The sequence below is a fragment of the Pseudoalteromonas sp. A757 genome, assembly GCF_004103285.1.
GTDB lineage: Bacteria > Pseudomonadota > Gammaproteobacteria > Enterobacterales > Alteromonadaceae > Pseudoalteromonas > Pseudoalteromonas galatheae.
The window spans coordinates 13,749-28,395 of record NZ_QNQN01000063.1; the positions used below are offsets into that span (position 1 = coordinate 13,749).

The 14,647-nt window shown below is 42.4% G+C and carries 11 protein-coding genes and 1 riboswitch; of the genes, 10 read left to right on the forward strand and 1 reads right to left on the reverse strand.

Annotation, left to right across the window (positions count from 1 at the left end; translation table 11 throughout):
- The first annotated feature begins 12 nt into the window (after window positions 1-12).
- Window positions 13-183, forward strand: a riboswitch (Lysine riboswitch).
- An 88-nt stretch (window positions 184-271) separates the two neighbouring features.
- From lysC to DRB05_RS06845, 3 genes are all read left to right on the forward strand, one after another.
- Entirely contained in the window at window positions 272-1,618 is a 1,347-nt protein-coding gene (lysC, locus tag DRB05_RS06835) for a lysine-sensitive aspartokinase 3 (RefSeq protein ID WP_128726267.1), read from the forward strand.
- Between the two features lie 122 nt (window positions 1,619-1,740).
- Complete coding sequence (locus DRB05_RS06840; protein ID WP_128726268.1) at window positions 1,741-2,271, forward strand: DUF924 family protein; 531 nt, start codon at window positions 1,741-1,743, stop codon at window positions 2,269-2,271.
- Window positions 2,272-2,350: 79 nt separating this feature from the next.
- Window positions 2,351-3,676 carry a sodium-dependent transporter gene (locus DRB05_RS06845; protein WP_128726269.1) on the forward strand — a complete coding sequence of 442 codons (1,326 nt, stop codon included), beginning with the start codon at window positions 2,351-2,353 and terminating at the stop codon, window positions 3,674-3,676.
- Window positions 3,677-3,737: 61 nt separating this feature from the next.
- On the opposite strand, the gene DRB05_RS06850 is transcribed toward DRB05_RS06845, so the two are convergent.
- Entirely contained in the window at window positions 3,738-4,538 is an 801-nt protein-coding gene (locus DRB05_RS06850) for a DUF2989 domain-containing protein (protein WP_128726270.1), read from the reverse strand.
- Between the two features lie 188 nt (window positions 4,539-4,726).
- On the opposite strand from DRB05_RS06850, the gene DRB05_RS06855 reads away from it, so the two are divergent.
- The 7 genes from DRB05_RS06855 (at window position 4,727) to DRB05_RS06885 (ending at window position 14,610) form a co-directional block, all read left to right on the forward strand.
- Entirely contained in the window at window positions 4,727-6,172 is a 1,446-nt protein-coding gene (locus DRB05_RS06855; protein ID WP_128726271.1) for a glyceraldehyde-3-phosphate dehydrogenase, read from the forward strand.
- 244 nt (window positions 6,173-6,416) lie between these two features.
- Complete coding sequence (locus tag DRB05_RS06860; protein WP_128726272.1) at window positions 6,417-7,544, forward strand: M14-type cytosolic carboxypeptidase; 1,128 nt, start codon at window positions 6,417-6,419, stop codon at window positions 7,542-7,544.
- A 149-nt stretch (window positions 7,545-7,693) separates the two neighbouring features.
- A complete protein-coding gene (locus DRB05_RS06865) occupies window positions 7,694-9,364 on the forward strand; it encodes an AGCS family amino acid carrier protein (protein WP_128726273.1) in 1,671 nt (556 codons plus the stop codon).
- Window positions 9,365-9,472: 108 nt separating this feature from the next.
- Window positions 9,473-9,799 (forward strand): hypothetical protein, encoded by a 327-nt coding sequence (locus DRB05_RS06870; RefSeq protein ID WP_128726274.1) that lies wholly within the window; start codon window positions 9,473-9,475, stop codon window positions 9,797-9,799.
- A 2-nt stretch (window positions 9,800-9,801) separates the two neighbouring features.
- Window positions 9,802-10,083: a DUF1315 family protein gene (locus DRB05_RS06875; protein WP_010371878.1), complete on the forward strand. Its 282-nt coding sequence runs from the start codon at window positions 9,802-9,804 to the stop codon at window positions 10,081-10,083.
- Window positions 10,073-12,757, forward strand: a complete 2,685-nt coding sequence (locus tag DRB05_RS06880) for a DUF349 domain-containing protein (protein WP_128726275.1) — start codon at window positions 10,073-10,075, stop codon at window positions 12,755-12,757. The genes DRB05_RS06875 and DRB05_RS06880 overlap by 11 nt, the downstream gene beginning before the upstream one ends.
- Before the next feature lie 545 nt (window positions 12,758-13,302).
- Window positions 13,303-14,610, forward strand: a complete 1,308-nt coding sequence (locus DRB05_RS06885) for a hypothetical protein (protein WP_128726276.1) — start codon at window positions 13,303-13,305, stop codon at window positions 14,608-14,610.
- Window positions 14,611-14,647 lie beyond the last annotated feature (37 nt).

Sequence of the window (14,647 nt, forward strand, 5' to 3'; positions counted from 1 at the left end):
AACAAAGGCAAAATAAACAGAAGAGGCGCGATGCTTAGGTAGTTAGTGTGAGGTGACGAGACCAATGACCACTAGTGAGGGAAGTATTCGCCGAGGAGAAAAGTTGCTCGTCGCAGCGATTCTTCGGTTTACGAGGCTGAATCCTCGGAACTGTCACCGTATTGGTGGAGAGCTTCTGGCAAAGGTCATTTCAAGCATTCGTCTTTCTAGAAATCCCATGCCGAGTTCTCCTTATAAAATTTGACTGTGGTAACAGTCGAGAGGAGAGAAAATGAATTCGCAGTATGTTGTAGCCAAATTTGGCGGTACCAGTGTCGCTGACTTTGAAGCTATGTCTCGTTGTGCTCATATTGTTCGTGACAACCCAAATGTTCGCGTAGTGGTTGTTAGTGCATGTGCTGGCGTAACCAATCACCTTGTCACGCTCACTCAACAAAAAGAAGATGAAGCCGGGCGTAAAGCAGTTGTGGCAGCGGTAGATAACATACAGCAGGCAATTATTGATCAAGTGTCGTTGGATGCTGATCTTGCTGAGGGTTACAAGCAAACCTTCAGTGAATTTGAAAGCCTTGCGAGTTTACCAGCACTTAGCAGACAGCAATGCGATGAAATGTTGAGTTTTGGCGAGCGTTTTTCTTCTTATTTGTTTACCCAAATACTACGTAATAACCAGGTTCAGGCGTCGCGCTTTGATGTTCGCAAGGTACTTAAAACAGATAATCAATTTGGTAAAGCGAATCCGAATGTCGCAGCGACGCGTGAAGCTGCGCAAACCAATTTGGTCGCGCTACTTGGCGATACAGTGCAAGTGACACAAGGGTTTATTGGTAGTGACCAATACGGTCAGACGACTACGCTTGGTCGTGGCGGTTCTGACTATAGCGCTGCACTGTTGGCTGAGGCAATTGATGCGTCAAGTGTACACATTTGGACCGATGTTGTTGGTATTTTTAGTACTGATCCGCGTTTGTGCGCAAAGGCTAGACCAATTCCTCGTTTGAGTTTTGATGAAGCGGCAGAAATGGCGACATTTGGTGCTAAGGTGTTACATCCCGCAACTATATTGCCAGCGAGTCGTAAAGGTATTTCAGTATTTGTTGGTTCAAGTCGTGACCCGCAAGCGGGCGGCACTTGGATTGAAAAAGAGAAAACGGCGCAAGCAGGCATTCGCGCTGTGACACAACGTAAAAACCAAATACTATTGACGCTAAAGAGCCCAGAAATGCTCCTTGCTAGTGGCTTTTTGGCTCGTATCTTCACCATTTTAAGTAATTACAATATATCGGTTGACTTAGTAACGACTTCGGAAATTAGTGTCGCGCTCACACTAGATAATGCGCCGAATGCTTCACGGCCAGAGTTAGAACAAGCTTGTTTGGATGAACTTGGCGAGTTTTGTCATGTGACTGTCGAAAATAATCTTACTTTGGTGGCCATGATCGGCTCTGAAATTCAGTTGAAGAAGTGCCAACTTAACCTGATGGATGTGTTGTCAGAGTTTAATATTCGACTAATATGCCATGGTGCGAGCAAGCACAACTTGTGCTTTTTGGTTGAACAACATGAGTCAGATCAGGTTGTACAGTCAATTCATGCAAAATTACTAGAGGTCGCGTAAGTAACTCCGTTGCTTGTGTTGCACTAATAAAAAAGTTGCATTATTGAGTTTGGGGTGGCACTTTGTTGATAACGTTTAGGGTTTGTTGACCTTTAAGTTTGTTTATCCCTAGGAGTGCCATCATGAATTATAAAGACGTCTACGAGTTTTGGTTTGTTGAATGCACAGAAGTTGACTGGTGGAAGAAGTCTGCGGACTTTGATCGCATAATAAAAAATCGCTTCGGTATTTTGCACCAAATGGCGCATCAAGGTGAGCTTTCGAGTTGGAGAGCGACACCACTTGGCGCGCTGTGCGAAATCATTATCTTAGATCAGTTTTCACGGAATATATTCAGAGACACTCCAGAGGCATTTGCCAGTGACCCTCTGGCGCTATGCCTCACTCAGCATGCCATTGAAAAGGGCTATCACCGCCAGCTAAACGACACTGAATTGATGTTTTTATACCTACCCATGATGCATAGTGAAAGTCGCATCATCCATCGCGCTGCAGATCATTATTTTCGTGACCTGCCTAATTATGATTTTGAAGTCGCGCATAAAAAAATTATCGATAGATTTGGTCGTTATCCCCATCGAAATGAAATACTCAATCGTGATTCAACAGAAGAAGAAATGGACTTTCTAGAGACCCCCAACTCGAGTTTCTAAGGTGTACCGAGAACCTCTCGCATTTTCAGCGGAAGTACGTATAATCGGCCGTCTACAAAAATAATGATTGATTACAGACATGGCTCATACGCGCGATGGATTTCAAAGCCGACTTGGCTTTGTGTTGGCAGCAGCAGGTGCGGCTGTTGGACTTGGCAACATTTGGGGATTTCCCACACAAGCTGCAAATCACGGTGGCGGTGCATTTTTACTGGTTTATTTTGCGGTGATTTTCTTACTCGCATTGCCTGCTCTTTACACCGAATTGTATTTAGGCCATCAGGCACAAGCAAATCCAGTCAAAGCACTTAAAACAGCCTGGCGTGAGCGCAATCCGAAAATAGGTGCTGCAGCGGGGTATATCGGCCTTGCTGGCGCTATCGTGATGCTAAGCTTTTACTCCATTGTGGCTGGATGGATGCTATCTCATGCACTTGATCCTCTTGCGCAAATGGCTGAATTAGATGTCGCACACCAGTTTCTGAGCGGTGACTCGATGCTTAGAAACTTTATCTTTACACCACTGATGTTAATTTTGACTGCGAGCATTATTCTCAAAGGGGTAAAGTCAGGCATAGAAGCCTGGTCGCGCAGACTTATGCCGTTGTTACTGGTATTACTGCTTTGCCTTATTGGTTATATGGCGACATTAGACGGCGCAGCAGAAGGGTTTAGAACGTATTTAGTTCCGGACTTTTCAAAAATTAGCGATCCTGATTTGATCATCGCGGCGATGGGGCAAGCGTTCTTTTCGTTGTCGTTAGGTGTGGGCTGCATGATGATTTATGGCTCGTACTTAAAACCGAATGAAAATCTACCTAAGCTTACATTTAGTGTTGCAATGCTAGATACCAGTGTCGCATTTTTGGCCGGTTTACTTATTATCCCTGCAATATTCGTTGCGCAGCAAAATGGTGTTCAAGTATTTCAAGACGGCAAATTAATCGGTGAAGGCCGGTTGATTTTTGCCATTTTACCTGAGCTATTTGCTAATATGGGTGAAGTGGGGCTATTAGTAAGCCTGACTTTCTTTGTACTTATGTCGATTGCGTCAGTAACTTCTACCATTTCTTCAACAGAAATTCCGGTATCTTTCTTAGTGGAAAATCATGGCTTTAAACGTAAACAAGCGACTTGGTTGGTTACGCTAGTTATCTTTTTAGCATCAAGCACGATTATTCTAAACTTTGATTGGCTGTTCGAGTTGGTGATCAGTCTATTCACGCAATATCAGCTACCATTGATGGGACTGTTCTACTTTATTACTATTGGTTGGGTTTGGAAGCGCGGTAATCAGCTCCACTTAGAATCCCGTGGTGCACATTACTGGTTTGCTCAGTACGTTAGATTTGTTTGCCCAATCTTAATGACCGCGGTATTTATTAACGTAGCACTGGCAAAGTAGTGGTCATTTATTTTCAAAAACGGGAAGCATAGGCTTCCCGTTTTTATTTTGATAACAAGACTCAGAAATCACGAGGGGAAACGAACTCCCCAGCTTGAATGCTCTCGTAAGTTCGTTGCGCCAATGAATCTAAGTTGGCTAAATCTTTTCCCATTGAAGCCAGTTGGTTTGTCACTGGAATAATATCGATATCTTCAACCCCAGAAAGTTGAGCCACTCTGGCAAAAGTATATGCGTGCTTATACTTTTCGTGTTTGTAAAAGATACTGACCAAAGATGAATAGACTTCTGGGTTAGGGGTATGGCCTCTCTTGTTTAGCTCTAATACACGGTAGAGAATATCGACGGTTTTATCGTCATCTACTTTGGCGTAAAACTCTGCGAGGAATAGCTGAATTTCGGGATCGTTTTGAACTCTAGGGTCATCCTGCATGTTCAGTAGCTTGTTCATTGCTGTGCTATCACTGTTACGAGACCAATGATAATAAAGTAGGCCTGGGTGATTACTGCCTTTTGTTTCATTGTAAATACGTGTCATTTCTTTTAGTGCAGTGAGATGACCTTCCACTCGTGAAGTGGTTTTTTCCTTTAACTTGATGTGCTCAATTTTGGCGGCGCGAGAAACACATAGGTTGTAGCTTTCTAAATTCTGCAACAAGTCATATTTGTTTTCGTCCGTCGGTGACTTGTATTCGTGATAGCGCGCGTAGATTAGCAACGCACGTTCGTCTTTACAGTGACTGTCTTTATTTAAGTCTTCACAAAAACCAGGCGTTTCGCTACACACTTGGTTCAAGGTTAGGGTGTCGTCGCAACCAGCAAGTAGTAACGCTGCAAAAACTAGCGACTTTTTAAACGCCATAGTTTGACCTCAATGATTTTTTATAATTATAGGGGGTTACGCCCGAATAAACAGGGTAGAGCTAATAGTTTATCAGTTTAACGCAATGAATTGTTCGGTAACAGTGGAGAATCACGGCAGTTTAAATTAGAATAGCCGTGCCCATTCGGGCTATCCGTTCAAAGAAAATTGTTTATTAGGCAGAAAAAATGACCTTATCTCACGAGCAAGAATATCAAAACAGCTGGCAAGAGCGTCAAGATTATGCAGAAAGCATGCAACCCCTAATCGGTCGTCTATACCGTAATAAAGGCGTTGAAATCTCTGTATACGGTCGTCCTCTTGTAAGCGCAAGCACCATTGATGTTATCAAAGCACACAAAACAGTAGCACGCTTTGAAGAGCGCAAACTACGTCTTCGTGAAAGCTTTCCATTCTTAGAAGTGATCAGCAAAATGGAATTGGCACCGGGTCGTGTTGACCTTGGTAAGCTAGCTTATGCCTACATTTATAAAAATGCAGGTGAAGGCCGCTCAATCGAAGAGTTTTTAAATGCAGAACTTGCAGAATTACTAAACCAAGGCGCACGTCCAGAACCTCGTGACGTTGTTCTTTATGGTTTTGGTCGCATTGGCCGTTTATTAGCACGCCTACTTATCGAACGTGGCGGCTCTCACGCTGATTTACGCCTACGTGCAATTGTTGTTCGCGGTGGTCGCGATGGTGATCTTGAAAAACGTGCAAGCCTTTTACGCCGTGACTCAATTCATGGTCCTTTCAATGGTTCAATCACAGTAGACCATGAGAAAGGTGCGATTAAAGCAAACGGTAACTACATTCAAGTTATCTACGCAAACTCACCTGAAGAAGTGGATTACACAAAATACGGTATTGAAAATGCGCTTATCGTAGACAATACAGGTGTTTGGAAAGATGAAGATGGTTTAGGTAAACACCTTAAATCAATCGGTGCGTCTAAAGTGCTACTTACAGCGCCTGCTAAAGGCGACATCAAAAACATCGTTTATGGTGTTAACAACGCAGACATTCAATCTGAAGACAAAATTGTATCTGCAGCAAGCTGTACAACTAACGCAATCACACCGGTATTAAAAGCACTTAACGACAAGTTTGGTATTAAGAACGGTCACGTTGAGACGGTTCACTCTTACACTAATGACCAAAATTTGATCGACAACTACCACAAAGCCGAGCGTCGTGGTCGTAGTGCAGCACTAAACATGGTTATCACGTCAACAGGTGCTGCGAAAGCGGTTGCTAAAGCACTGCCAGAGCTTGCTGGTAAACTAACTGGTAACGCAATCCGTGTACCAACACCAAACGTATCAATGGCAATTCTTAACCTAAATCTAGGTAAAGAAACAACCGCTGAAGAGCTAAATGAATTCCTTCGTGAGTCTTCACTTTACTCTGAACTGCGTGACCAGATTGACTACACAGCATCAACAGAAATCGTGTCTACTGACCTTGTGGGTAGCCGTTATGCAGGTGTAGTTGACTCTCAAGCGACTATCGTTGATGGCGACAGAGTAGTGCTTTACGTATGGTACGATAACGAGTTTGGTTACAGCTGCCAAGTTGTACGTGTAATGCAAGACATGGCGGAAGTAAAATTCCCGAGTCTACCTCGCTAACACGAAATTTACGATAAAAAGCCAGCACCAGCTGGCTTTTTTAGTTTTTGAAACAAATTGATTGTGGTAGGCTTGCAGAAATAGGCCAGCTACAATTAGCTAACAAAAAGTTATGTAATTACTTAGCGTGAACAGCAGTGCAGCATTACACCTTTGAAGTTGTAATATTGTTCTTAATGAACGTCAAGCTAAGTATGGTAACAGTGTATTTACACAACAGTTTTTAACTTATTTAGGGAAACCTATGCGCATTACGAGTAATTTCGATAGTGGTAATATCAAGGTGGTAAAAGCAGAATCACCTGCGGATATTCAGCTAGAAATCAATAAAGACAATGAGTCTGACTTTTTTCAATGGTTTCACTTTAGACTTGAGTCTACGCCTTTTTTAGAGCACAAAATTCATATCAACCAACTACTAAACTCAGCATACCCAGAGGGTTGGGATGAGTATCACGCGGTTGCATCTTATGATCGTCAAACTTGGTTCCGTGTGCCAACCCGTTACGAGAATGGCACATTAACTATCGATTTTGAGCCTGAATGTGCTCATACCTACTTTGCTTACTTTGCGCCTTATAGTTATGAGCGTCATTTAGACTTAGTCTACTGGGCTCAAGCCCACGATACATGTGTTGTAGAGACGCTAGGTCAAACGCTTGATGGCCGCGATATGAGTTTGCTCACTATTGGTGAGCCGTCAGATGAGAAGAAAAAGATTTGGATCACGGCGCGCCAGCACCCGGGTGAAACGATGGCTGAGTGGTTCGTTGAAGGTCTACTTCACAAACTATTGGATGACGAAGATCCACATGCCGCGGCACTGTTGTCGAAAGCGGTATTTTATGTCGTGCCAAATATGAATCCGGACGGCAGCGTTCGTGGTCACCTGCGTACAAATGCAAAAGGCGTAAACCTAAACCGTGAATGGCAAACGCCAACACTTGAGAACTCACCTGAAGTTTATTATGTATTAAATAAAATGCATGAAACTGGGCTGGATATGTACCTCGATATTCATGGTGATGAAGCACTTCCGTACAACTTCGTTGCGGGTAGTGAAGGTATTCCGAGTTATGATGAACGTCTACAGCGTTTGGAAGAATCTTTCAAGGCGGCACTGTTAACTATCACACCTGAGTTCCAAGATGAATTTGGTTACGACAAAGATGCACCGGGTGAAGCAAATCTTACCGTAGCATCGTGTGCTGTTGGTGAAGCATTCAAAGCTTTGGCCTATACCGTTGAAATGCCGTTTAAGGACAATGCAAACCTGCCGGATCCATACTTTGGCTGGTCAGACCGACGTTCATATCAGTTTGGTCAAGATACCTTAGCTGCAATCTTAAATGTGGTTGACGACTTAAGGTAAGTATAAAGACGGGTAATCGCCATTTAGATTACCCGTTTATTTTTGTGGGTTTAAAAGAACAACAAAATAATATTTAAAGCAAATTAATATTAAAAAATAAGGTAGAACACCTCAACAGGGTGTAATAACAACAATAAAGGGGAATATTCGTGGATGCGTTAGGCAGCTTATTAGATAGCTTAGATGGAATGTTAGGTGGTTCACCTTGGTTCCCGTATGTACTGTTAGGGGTAGGTTTATTTTTTACAATCTACTTAAAATTTCCACAGATCCGATATTTCAAACACGCTTGTAAAGTCGTGACTGGAAAATTCGATAAGAAAGGCCTTGAAGGGGATACAACCCATTTCCAAGCGCTAGCTACGGCGCTTTCTGGTACGGTTGGTACCGGTAACATTGGTGGGGTAGCATTGGCAATTTCAATTGGCGGACCTGCGGCATTGTTTTGGATGTGGATGACCGCATTTTTTGGTATGACAACCAAGTTTGTGGAAGTGACTTTATCTCATAAATATCGTGTCCAAACTGATGATGGCACAATGGCTGGTGGTCCAATGTACTATATGGATCGCCGCCTAAACATGAAATGGCTAGCGGTTTTATTTGCGATTGCGACCGTAATCAGCTCTTTTGGTACAGGTAGTTTGCCGCAGATCAATAACATTGCTCAAGGCATGGAGGCGACCTTTGGTTTTGCCCCGATGGCGACAGGGGCAGTGCTTTCAGTTTTACTTGCGCTCGTTATTCTTGGCGGTATCAAGCGTATTGCTGCTATCACTTCTCGCGTCGTGCCATTAATGGCTGCGATTTATATTCTCGGTTCATTTGCGGTGATTTTTTATAATATCGAAAATATCGTTCCTTCGTTCCTTTCTGTATTTGAAGATGCCTTTACAGGTTCAGCTGCTGCTGGCGGCTTCTTAGGGGCTTCTTTTGCGTATGCATTCAACCGTGGGGTTAACCGAGGTCTGTTTTCAAACGAAGCGGGTCAAGGTTCAGCACCAATTGCGCACGCTTCGGCAAAAGCCGATGAACCAGTGTCTGAAGGTATGGTTTCAATTCTTGAACCATTTATTGACACAATCATTATTTGTACCTTGACGGGATTGGTTATTTTGTCATCGGGCGTGTGGACTGAAAAGTTCGAAACCCACTTTGAGCGCTCGTCTATGGTTATTCTAGACGGTAAGTATGAGGAGTCGAACCAACAAGATCGAGAAGCACTGTATGCTTACTTGAATGGTAAAAAAGAGCACAATGTCAAGCCTTTCAATGGTGAAATTGAGGTCGTACAGGGTAAAGCGGTTACAGAAAACTTTACCGTTATCCACTCGCGCTCTATTGGTGAGCAAGTGCGTTTTGGTATTACCGAGCGTCACAAGTACACAGGAACAGTGGAAGTGAAAGACGGTTTGCCAACGGACAATAGTATTAGTTTGATTGGGCACTCTTTAGTGCACTCGGCAGAGCTGACAACAAAAGCGTTTACCCGAGGTTATTTAGGTGAAAATGGTAAATACATCGTCTCAATTGGCTTGTTGTTATTCGCGTTTTCTACTGCAATTGCATGGTCATACTATGGCGACCGTGCGATGATTTATCTACTTGGTAGCCGCTCGGTTATGCCATATCGCGTATTTTATGTTGCCGGTTTCTTTTGGGCGTCGTTTGCAGACACCACATTGGTATGGAAGTTAGCGGCAGTGGCCATTGTAGTGATGACCTTACCTAACTTATTTGGTATTTTACTACTCAGAAAAGAAATGAAATCTTCGGTTAAAGAATACTGGGAAGATTTCAACAAAGAACACAAACAGTGAGCGAATTTTAATTAAAATTATCTTGTCATTTAAGGACAAGAGTTCGCAAAGGTAGTAGAATAGGGCGCCTCACAGGTGCCCTTTTTTGTATTATGGAGAAGTAACACGATGGCAATAGCACAGTGCCCAAGCTGCGGTAAATCTATTTCCTCCAAACATAAGTCCTGTCCGCATTGTGAAACCAATTTAGCAGACTTTTCTCAAGAAGACAGAGAGAGAACGGTCTCTAGAAATCGTGTAAAACGTCAGCAATCTGTAATGAATTATTCGTTTATTGCACTGATCCTAGTGCTAGGTGGATTCTTATATATCTATTGGCAGCAGCCTGAACCTAACTCGTTTGAAATGATCGCAAGCAAAAGCGCTATAGGCATTGGTGCGGTTTGGTACTTAATTAATCGAGTCATCCTCGTTATTTTGAAAAAGAAAAAGTAGTAATGAATGTAGATAGCTTAGTTCAAAATATTACCCCTGAAGTATTCGAGCGTTTGCAATACGGCGCGTCAACTGGAAAGTGGCCTGATGGTACGCCGCTAAGCGATGCGCAGAAAGAGCAAACCGTGCAGTTAGTCATGCTATATCAAGCAAAAGTAGCAAAGTCTAATGAGCAATTCACCATCAACGAAAAAGGTGAGATGGTGCAAAAATCCAAACGCGAATTACAACAAGAATTCAAAGCCGACAACGAAATAGCTAGGTTCAGTGAAAATGATCTTTAAACACCTTTTTACACCGAAATGGAAACACCCTAAGGTTGATGTTCGCTCACAAGCAGTGGACAAGTTAGACTTGAGCAAAGACGCAAGTTTATTACACACGTTGGCACTAGAGGACGAGTCTGCGCAGATCAGAAAAAAGGTACTTACTAAGGTAAATGACCTTGGTCTTTGGTGGAAAGTTTATAAGCAAGATAGCGAGCTAAAAGAGCTTGCTGAGCAGAAAATTTCGAGTGCGGTCATTAACCAAGACACCGCGCTGCAGAGCAACATTCGTGAAGAATACATTGAACGCTATGCGCCAGCTAAGACACTTGAGAAAGTCGCGTTAATTGAAACCGATTTAGCAAATAAAGTTAAACTGCTTAAGCGCCTTGCGAACGCCACGTTAATCGAAAAATCGTTCAAAGACGGTGATGAAGCTCTTCAGATTGCCATGTTGGAACTGATTGCACAGCATTCACTCGAAAAGAGTGTCCTAAAAGCAGCCAAAGGTGAAGCGCTTACTTCTCTTAACGGATCACTGGAGCAGCAGCGATTAGCAAAAGAAATGCCTACTCAAGTTGCTGAGCAAACGCGAGTTGTGCTTGCCAAGTTAAACGCGCTAAGAGATAAGCAAAACTATGAAACTGTGAATGCGCAAGCACAGCAGTTATTTGCGCAGTGGCAAAGCATTGAGCTTAAGTGGTTAGATGCTGAAACGGTAACTGCACTAGATGCAAAGTATCAACAAGTAGCAGATAAATTAAACCGCCACCTCAATGAGTTACAAGTTAAACATCAAGCGCAGCAAGCTGAGTTAATGCAAAAGCAAAATGAAGCCCTAGAGGTCGCTGAATTAACTGCTGAACTTGAAGCCATTGAAAAATCGGTTGAAATTGCATGTAAAACACTAGACTTAGCTCCGCACGATGCACTGGTTAAACGTAGTGAAGTATTAAAAGGTAAGATAGCCGCACCGCAATATATCGCTGTTGAATCACTTGGTGAGTTCACCAGAAAACTGCAAAATATCGAGCGTGATCTTGCCGATTTGCCAGCACTTATTGCTGCAAGTGAAACCTTCAATAATGCCCTCTCAGAGTTGAAGGCAGTCGAAGTACCAACTTCGTTAGAAGCGCTCGATACCCAAATGCAAGAACAAAAAGACCGCTATGTTGCAGCGCGTAAAGCACTAGATTCACTGCCTAAGGTATTGCATAAATCGGCAAAAGCTGAGTTATCAGACACAAGCCATGTGTTTATGACAGCTGTTGAGCCGCTTAAAAATGAGCAAGAAAAAGCACTCAAAATCGCGAAGAAGAAAGCACGCGATGTTCAACGATTAATTGATCAAGGTCGATTTAACGTAGCATTTGGTGTTTTTAATGGTTTTATCGAGCATTTCGAGCTGCTTACACCAAGCTACAAAAAACAGCTCGAAAGTCAGCATGAAAGCTTGTCTAAAACATTAAAAGATCTTAAAGATTGGCAAAAGTATGCAGCCACACCTAAACGTGAAGAATTGCTTGCGGAGCTTGATATCAAACTGGCTGAGGAGTCGGTTGACCCCGTTAAACGTGCTGAGGAAGTAAAATTACTTAGAACACGTTGGAACGAACTTGGTCATGTTGAAACTGAACAGGAAAAGGCACAAGCAGCTCAATTTGATGAAAAAATTGAATTATTGTTTGTACCTTGTCGCGCTTACTTTGCGGAGCAGGAAGTGCAGCGTGAGCAGGCAAAAATTGCACGTGAAGCAGTAATTGAAGAAGTGAAAGTACTGCTTAGTACTTTGGATAACGAGGGTATTGATTGGCGAGAAGTTGAAGCACAATTTAATCGCCTAGCCAAAGCGTGGAAAAATGCTGGCAATGTGGATGCTAAAATCTATCAAAAGCTGAATTCGATTTATCGTGAGCATCATCAAGCAGTTTACGAGAAACTAAAAGCCTTCCATCAAGCTAATGCCGTTGAAAAGGCAAAGCTAGTTGAAACTGCACGCCAACAACTAGAGGCTGAAGATTTGGCTGCAGCTTGTGACTTATTGAAATCGTTGCAAAAGCAGTGGCAGCAAATTGGTTTTGCCGGTGCCAAGCAAGAGCATACCCTGTGGAAAGCATTTCGTGCCCATAATGATGCCGTGTTTGAAAAGCGTAGTGCACAATATGCCGAGCAAAAAGCACAGGAGAAGTCGCAGGAAGCCGAACAGCGTCAGCTGCTAGCAGAGTTCGACAACAAAGTCATCGAAGCGGTAACTCAAAATGAACTAGCTGCTATTCGTGATGAACTCAATACGTTTACTGTCGTGCCAGGACTGAAGCAAGAAAAGAATCGTTTATTGTCACAAGTGAAATCAAAATTAGATGATCTATTTTCTTCACAGCGTCGCGAGAAGTTCAATGAGCTGGTGGAAGCGGTAGAAACGGGCGGTGATATTCCGAGTTCTTGGCAAGGTACCAACAAAACCTCATTAAACACCGCTCAACTGCTGTTGAGGCTTGAGATTTTGACGAACCAGTCTTCACCAGAAGCACTGCAAAGCGAGAGAATGTCTGAGCAAGTCGCAATGCTTGATGCAAAACTCCAAGGTGAGGAAAGTAGCCTTGAGATCTACTTAATTAGTTACTTGGCTGAAGCAAGTGAGGCTGAACTTTCTTCCTCAAAAGACAGATTACTTAGTGTTTTGAATGCCTAATAACTTTTAATTAAACCCTTTTGGTGTCCACGTAAAGTAATCGCTTGTGTGGACACCCACCATTAGTCTGCATAAATCAAACTCTCCTCTTTCGAACATAAATTTCCTTCTTCATTAAGCTGAACCAACTGCCAGAAAGTATCACACCAATTAGTCTTACTGTAACTTCACCCAATTTATACCAGTTGTATTAAGTAAATGATCTATCTTGAAGCGGGGAAATAGCTTTAGTAGCACCGCTCTCGCGTCCTGCTACCGCTAAGGTACCTATCTCCATATAGGCAAGGCAAAAATTTTGCTATTTAGTTGTTCTAAATGAGAAATTTTTAACGAAGCTAATATGCTATTTCACCCTTCAAATTGATTAGAGAATTAATTCAATTGGTATTAGTACAGCTATTTCGTAGAATTTGTGCAGCCTCAAGATAACCAATTAGTGTCGTTGACAAGGAGTTGTTATATTTTGTCACAAGAGAGATTTTTTTATTGATACACAGGGGGTTTATTTGTGATAATTTTAGGTAAAAAATGAAAATGGACATTACATGAAAAACTATAAGCTCACTTTACTATCATCATTTTTAACACTAACTCTGTCGGCATGTGGCGGTTCGTCATCGAATGATACAGGGAAAATTGGCGGAGGTACAAAGCCAGCTGCTCAAACGATTTCACTTAACACTTACCAGTACCAGTGCGGGAAAGATACAGGTATCAGCACAGATATCGTTTTCCATGACGTCAATGGTAAACCCGTCGGTACTGCAAAAACAAATAGCAGTGGTACGTTTAATGGCGAGGTGCCTAAAGGCACGATGCATCTATCTGTAATAGGTGATGTGAAAGACAGAGACCTAGAAGAGTTTAAACAGATATATACAGAATTAGATATCTCACAGAGAAAAAACCTCGGAAACTTTTACTTCCAGAATTACAGCGAGAATTGCGGCTGTTCAGTATACAATATAGATAAATCTGAGTTAACCGGAGATTACGCCAATGCTAGTATCCGATATGGTTCTAGCACTTTCTTACGTGACTCGGTAACAATTTGCCCTGATAAAACTGAGCTATACATTACTGCAACCGCTCCCTTTATTAATCTTGGTAAAGCAGCCATTATTGAAGTTCCCACAGACAGTAATACCATTAAACTAAGTAACAGCGACTTTGTTTATGATGGTTTGGCAATTGAGCCTATTTCTTGGACTAATGCGGAATTTATCTCTACTCGAGGTTATCTAAAGAGTCAAAAGCGATATGTTTTCGGTAATGCCGTTAGCGGTCAGTCTGCAGATCCTATGTATATTTTTCCAACTCTTACTGATGTTAATTTCTTAAACCAGTATATTACCGAAAGTACTTCGGTCAATAGTGTCGACATCAACTTTTACATCCGTGCGCAAAATTCAGTTGGGAGTGATGGCAATTATGTACTCACGCAATTGCCTGAAATTTCACCTAATCTATTTGATGATTTGCTCGCAGCATCCAACAGTTCAGGTACCAATTATGATTTCTCCTCAACCGACGAGCGCTTAGCACGCGCGCGTTGGGGATTTAGTTTTCTCGTTGATGATGCGGCTGAAACTAGGTTTGATTGGGACATAGAAGGCGGTATCCGTGGAGAAATCCCTGATCTGTCATTCGGAGAAGTCTTCCCCGAGCCTGAAGGTCAAGTAGACCTTGAAGTGTTATCTATCTATTTATATGGCTATGAAGGTCAAGCGGTTGATAATAAGTCTTTTTCAGCATTATTGGACGAAAAGTGGAATAATGACCTTAGAGGCGATAGTAAATTTGATAATTTTGTATCTATTCAAGTCGTCGCGAATTTAGACACGGCGTATTAAGTTTATGTTTTTTGCCTACTTAACAGTCTATTGTTAA

Coding starts and splice junctions, on each gene's coding strand:
- lysC (WP_128726267.1), top strand. CDS start 272: ATGAATTCGCAGTATGTTGTAGCCAAATTTGGCGGTACCAGTGTCGCT.
- DRB05_RS06840 (WP_128726268.1), top strand. CDS start 1,741: ATGAATTATAAAGACGTCTACGAGTTTTGGTTTGTTGAATGCACAGAA.
- DRB05_RS06845 (WP_128726269.1), top strand. CDS start 2,351: ATGGCTCATACGCGCGATGGATTTCAAAGCCGACTTGGCTTTGTGTTG.
- DRB05_RS06850 (WP_128726270.1), bottom strand. CDS start 4,538: ATGGCGTTTAAAAAGTCGCTAGTTTTTGCAGCGTTACTACTTGCTGGT.
- DRB05_RS06855 (WP_128726271.1), top strand. CDS start 4,727: ATGACCTTATCTCACGAGCAAGAATATCAAAACAGCTGGCAAGAGCGT.
- DRB05_RS06860 (WP_128726272.1), top strand. CDS start 6,417: ATGCGCATTACGAGTAATTTCGATAGTGGTAATATCAAGGTGGTAAAA.
- DRB05_RS06870 (WP_128726274.1), top strand. CDS start 9,473: ATGGCAATAGCACAGTGCCCAAGCTGCGGTAAATCTATTTCCTCCAAA.
- DRB05_RS06875 (WP_010371878.1), top strand. CDS start 9,802: ATGAATGTAGATAGCTTAGTTCAAAATATTACCCCTGAAGTATTCGAG.
- DRB05_RS06880 (WP_128726275.1), top strand. CDS start 10,073: ATGATCTTTAAACACCTTTTTACACCGAAATGGAAACACCCTAAGGTT.
- DRB05_RS06885 (WP_128726276.1), top strand. CDS start 13,303: ATGAAAAACTATAAGCTCACTTTACTATCATCATTTTTAACACTAACT.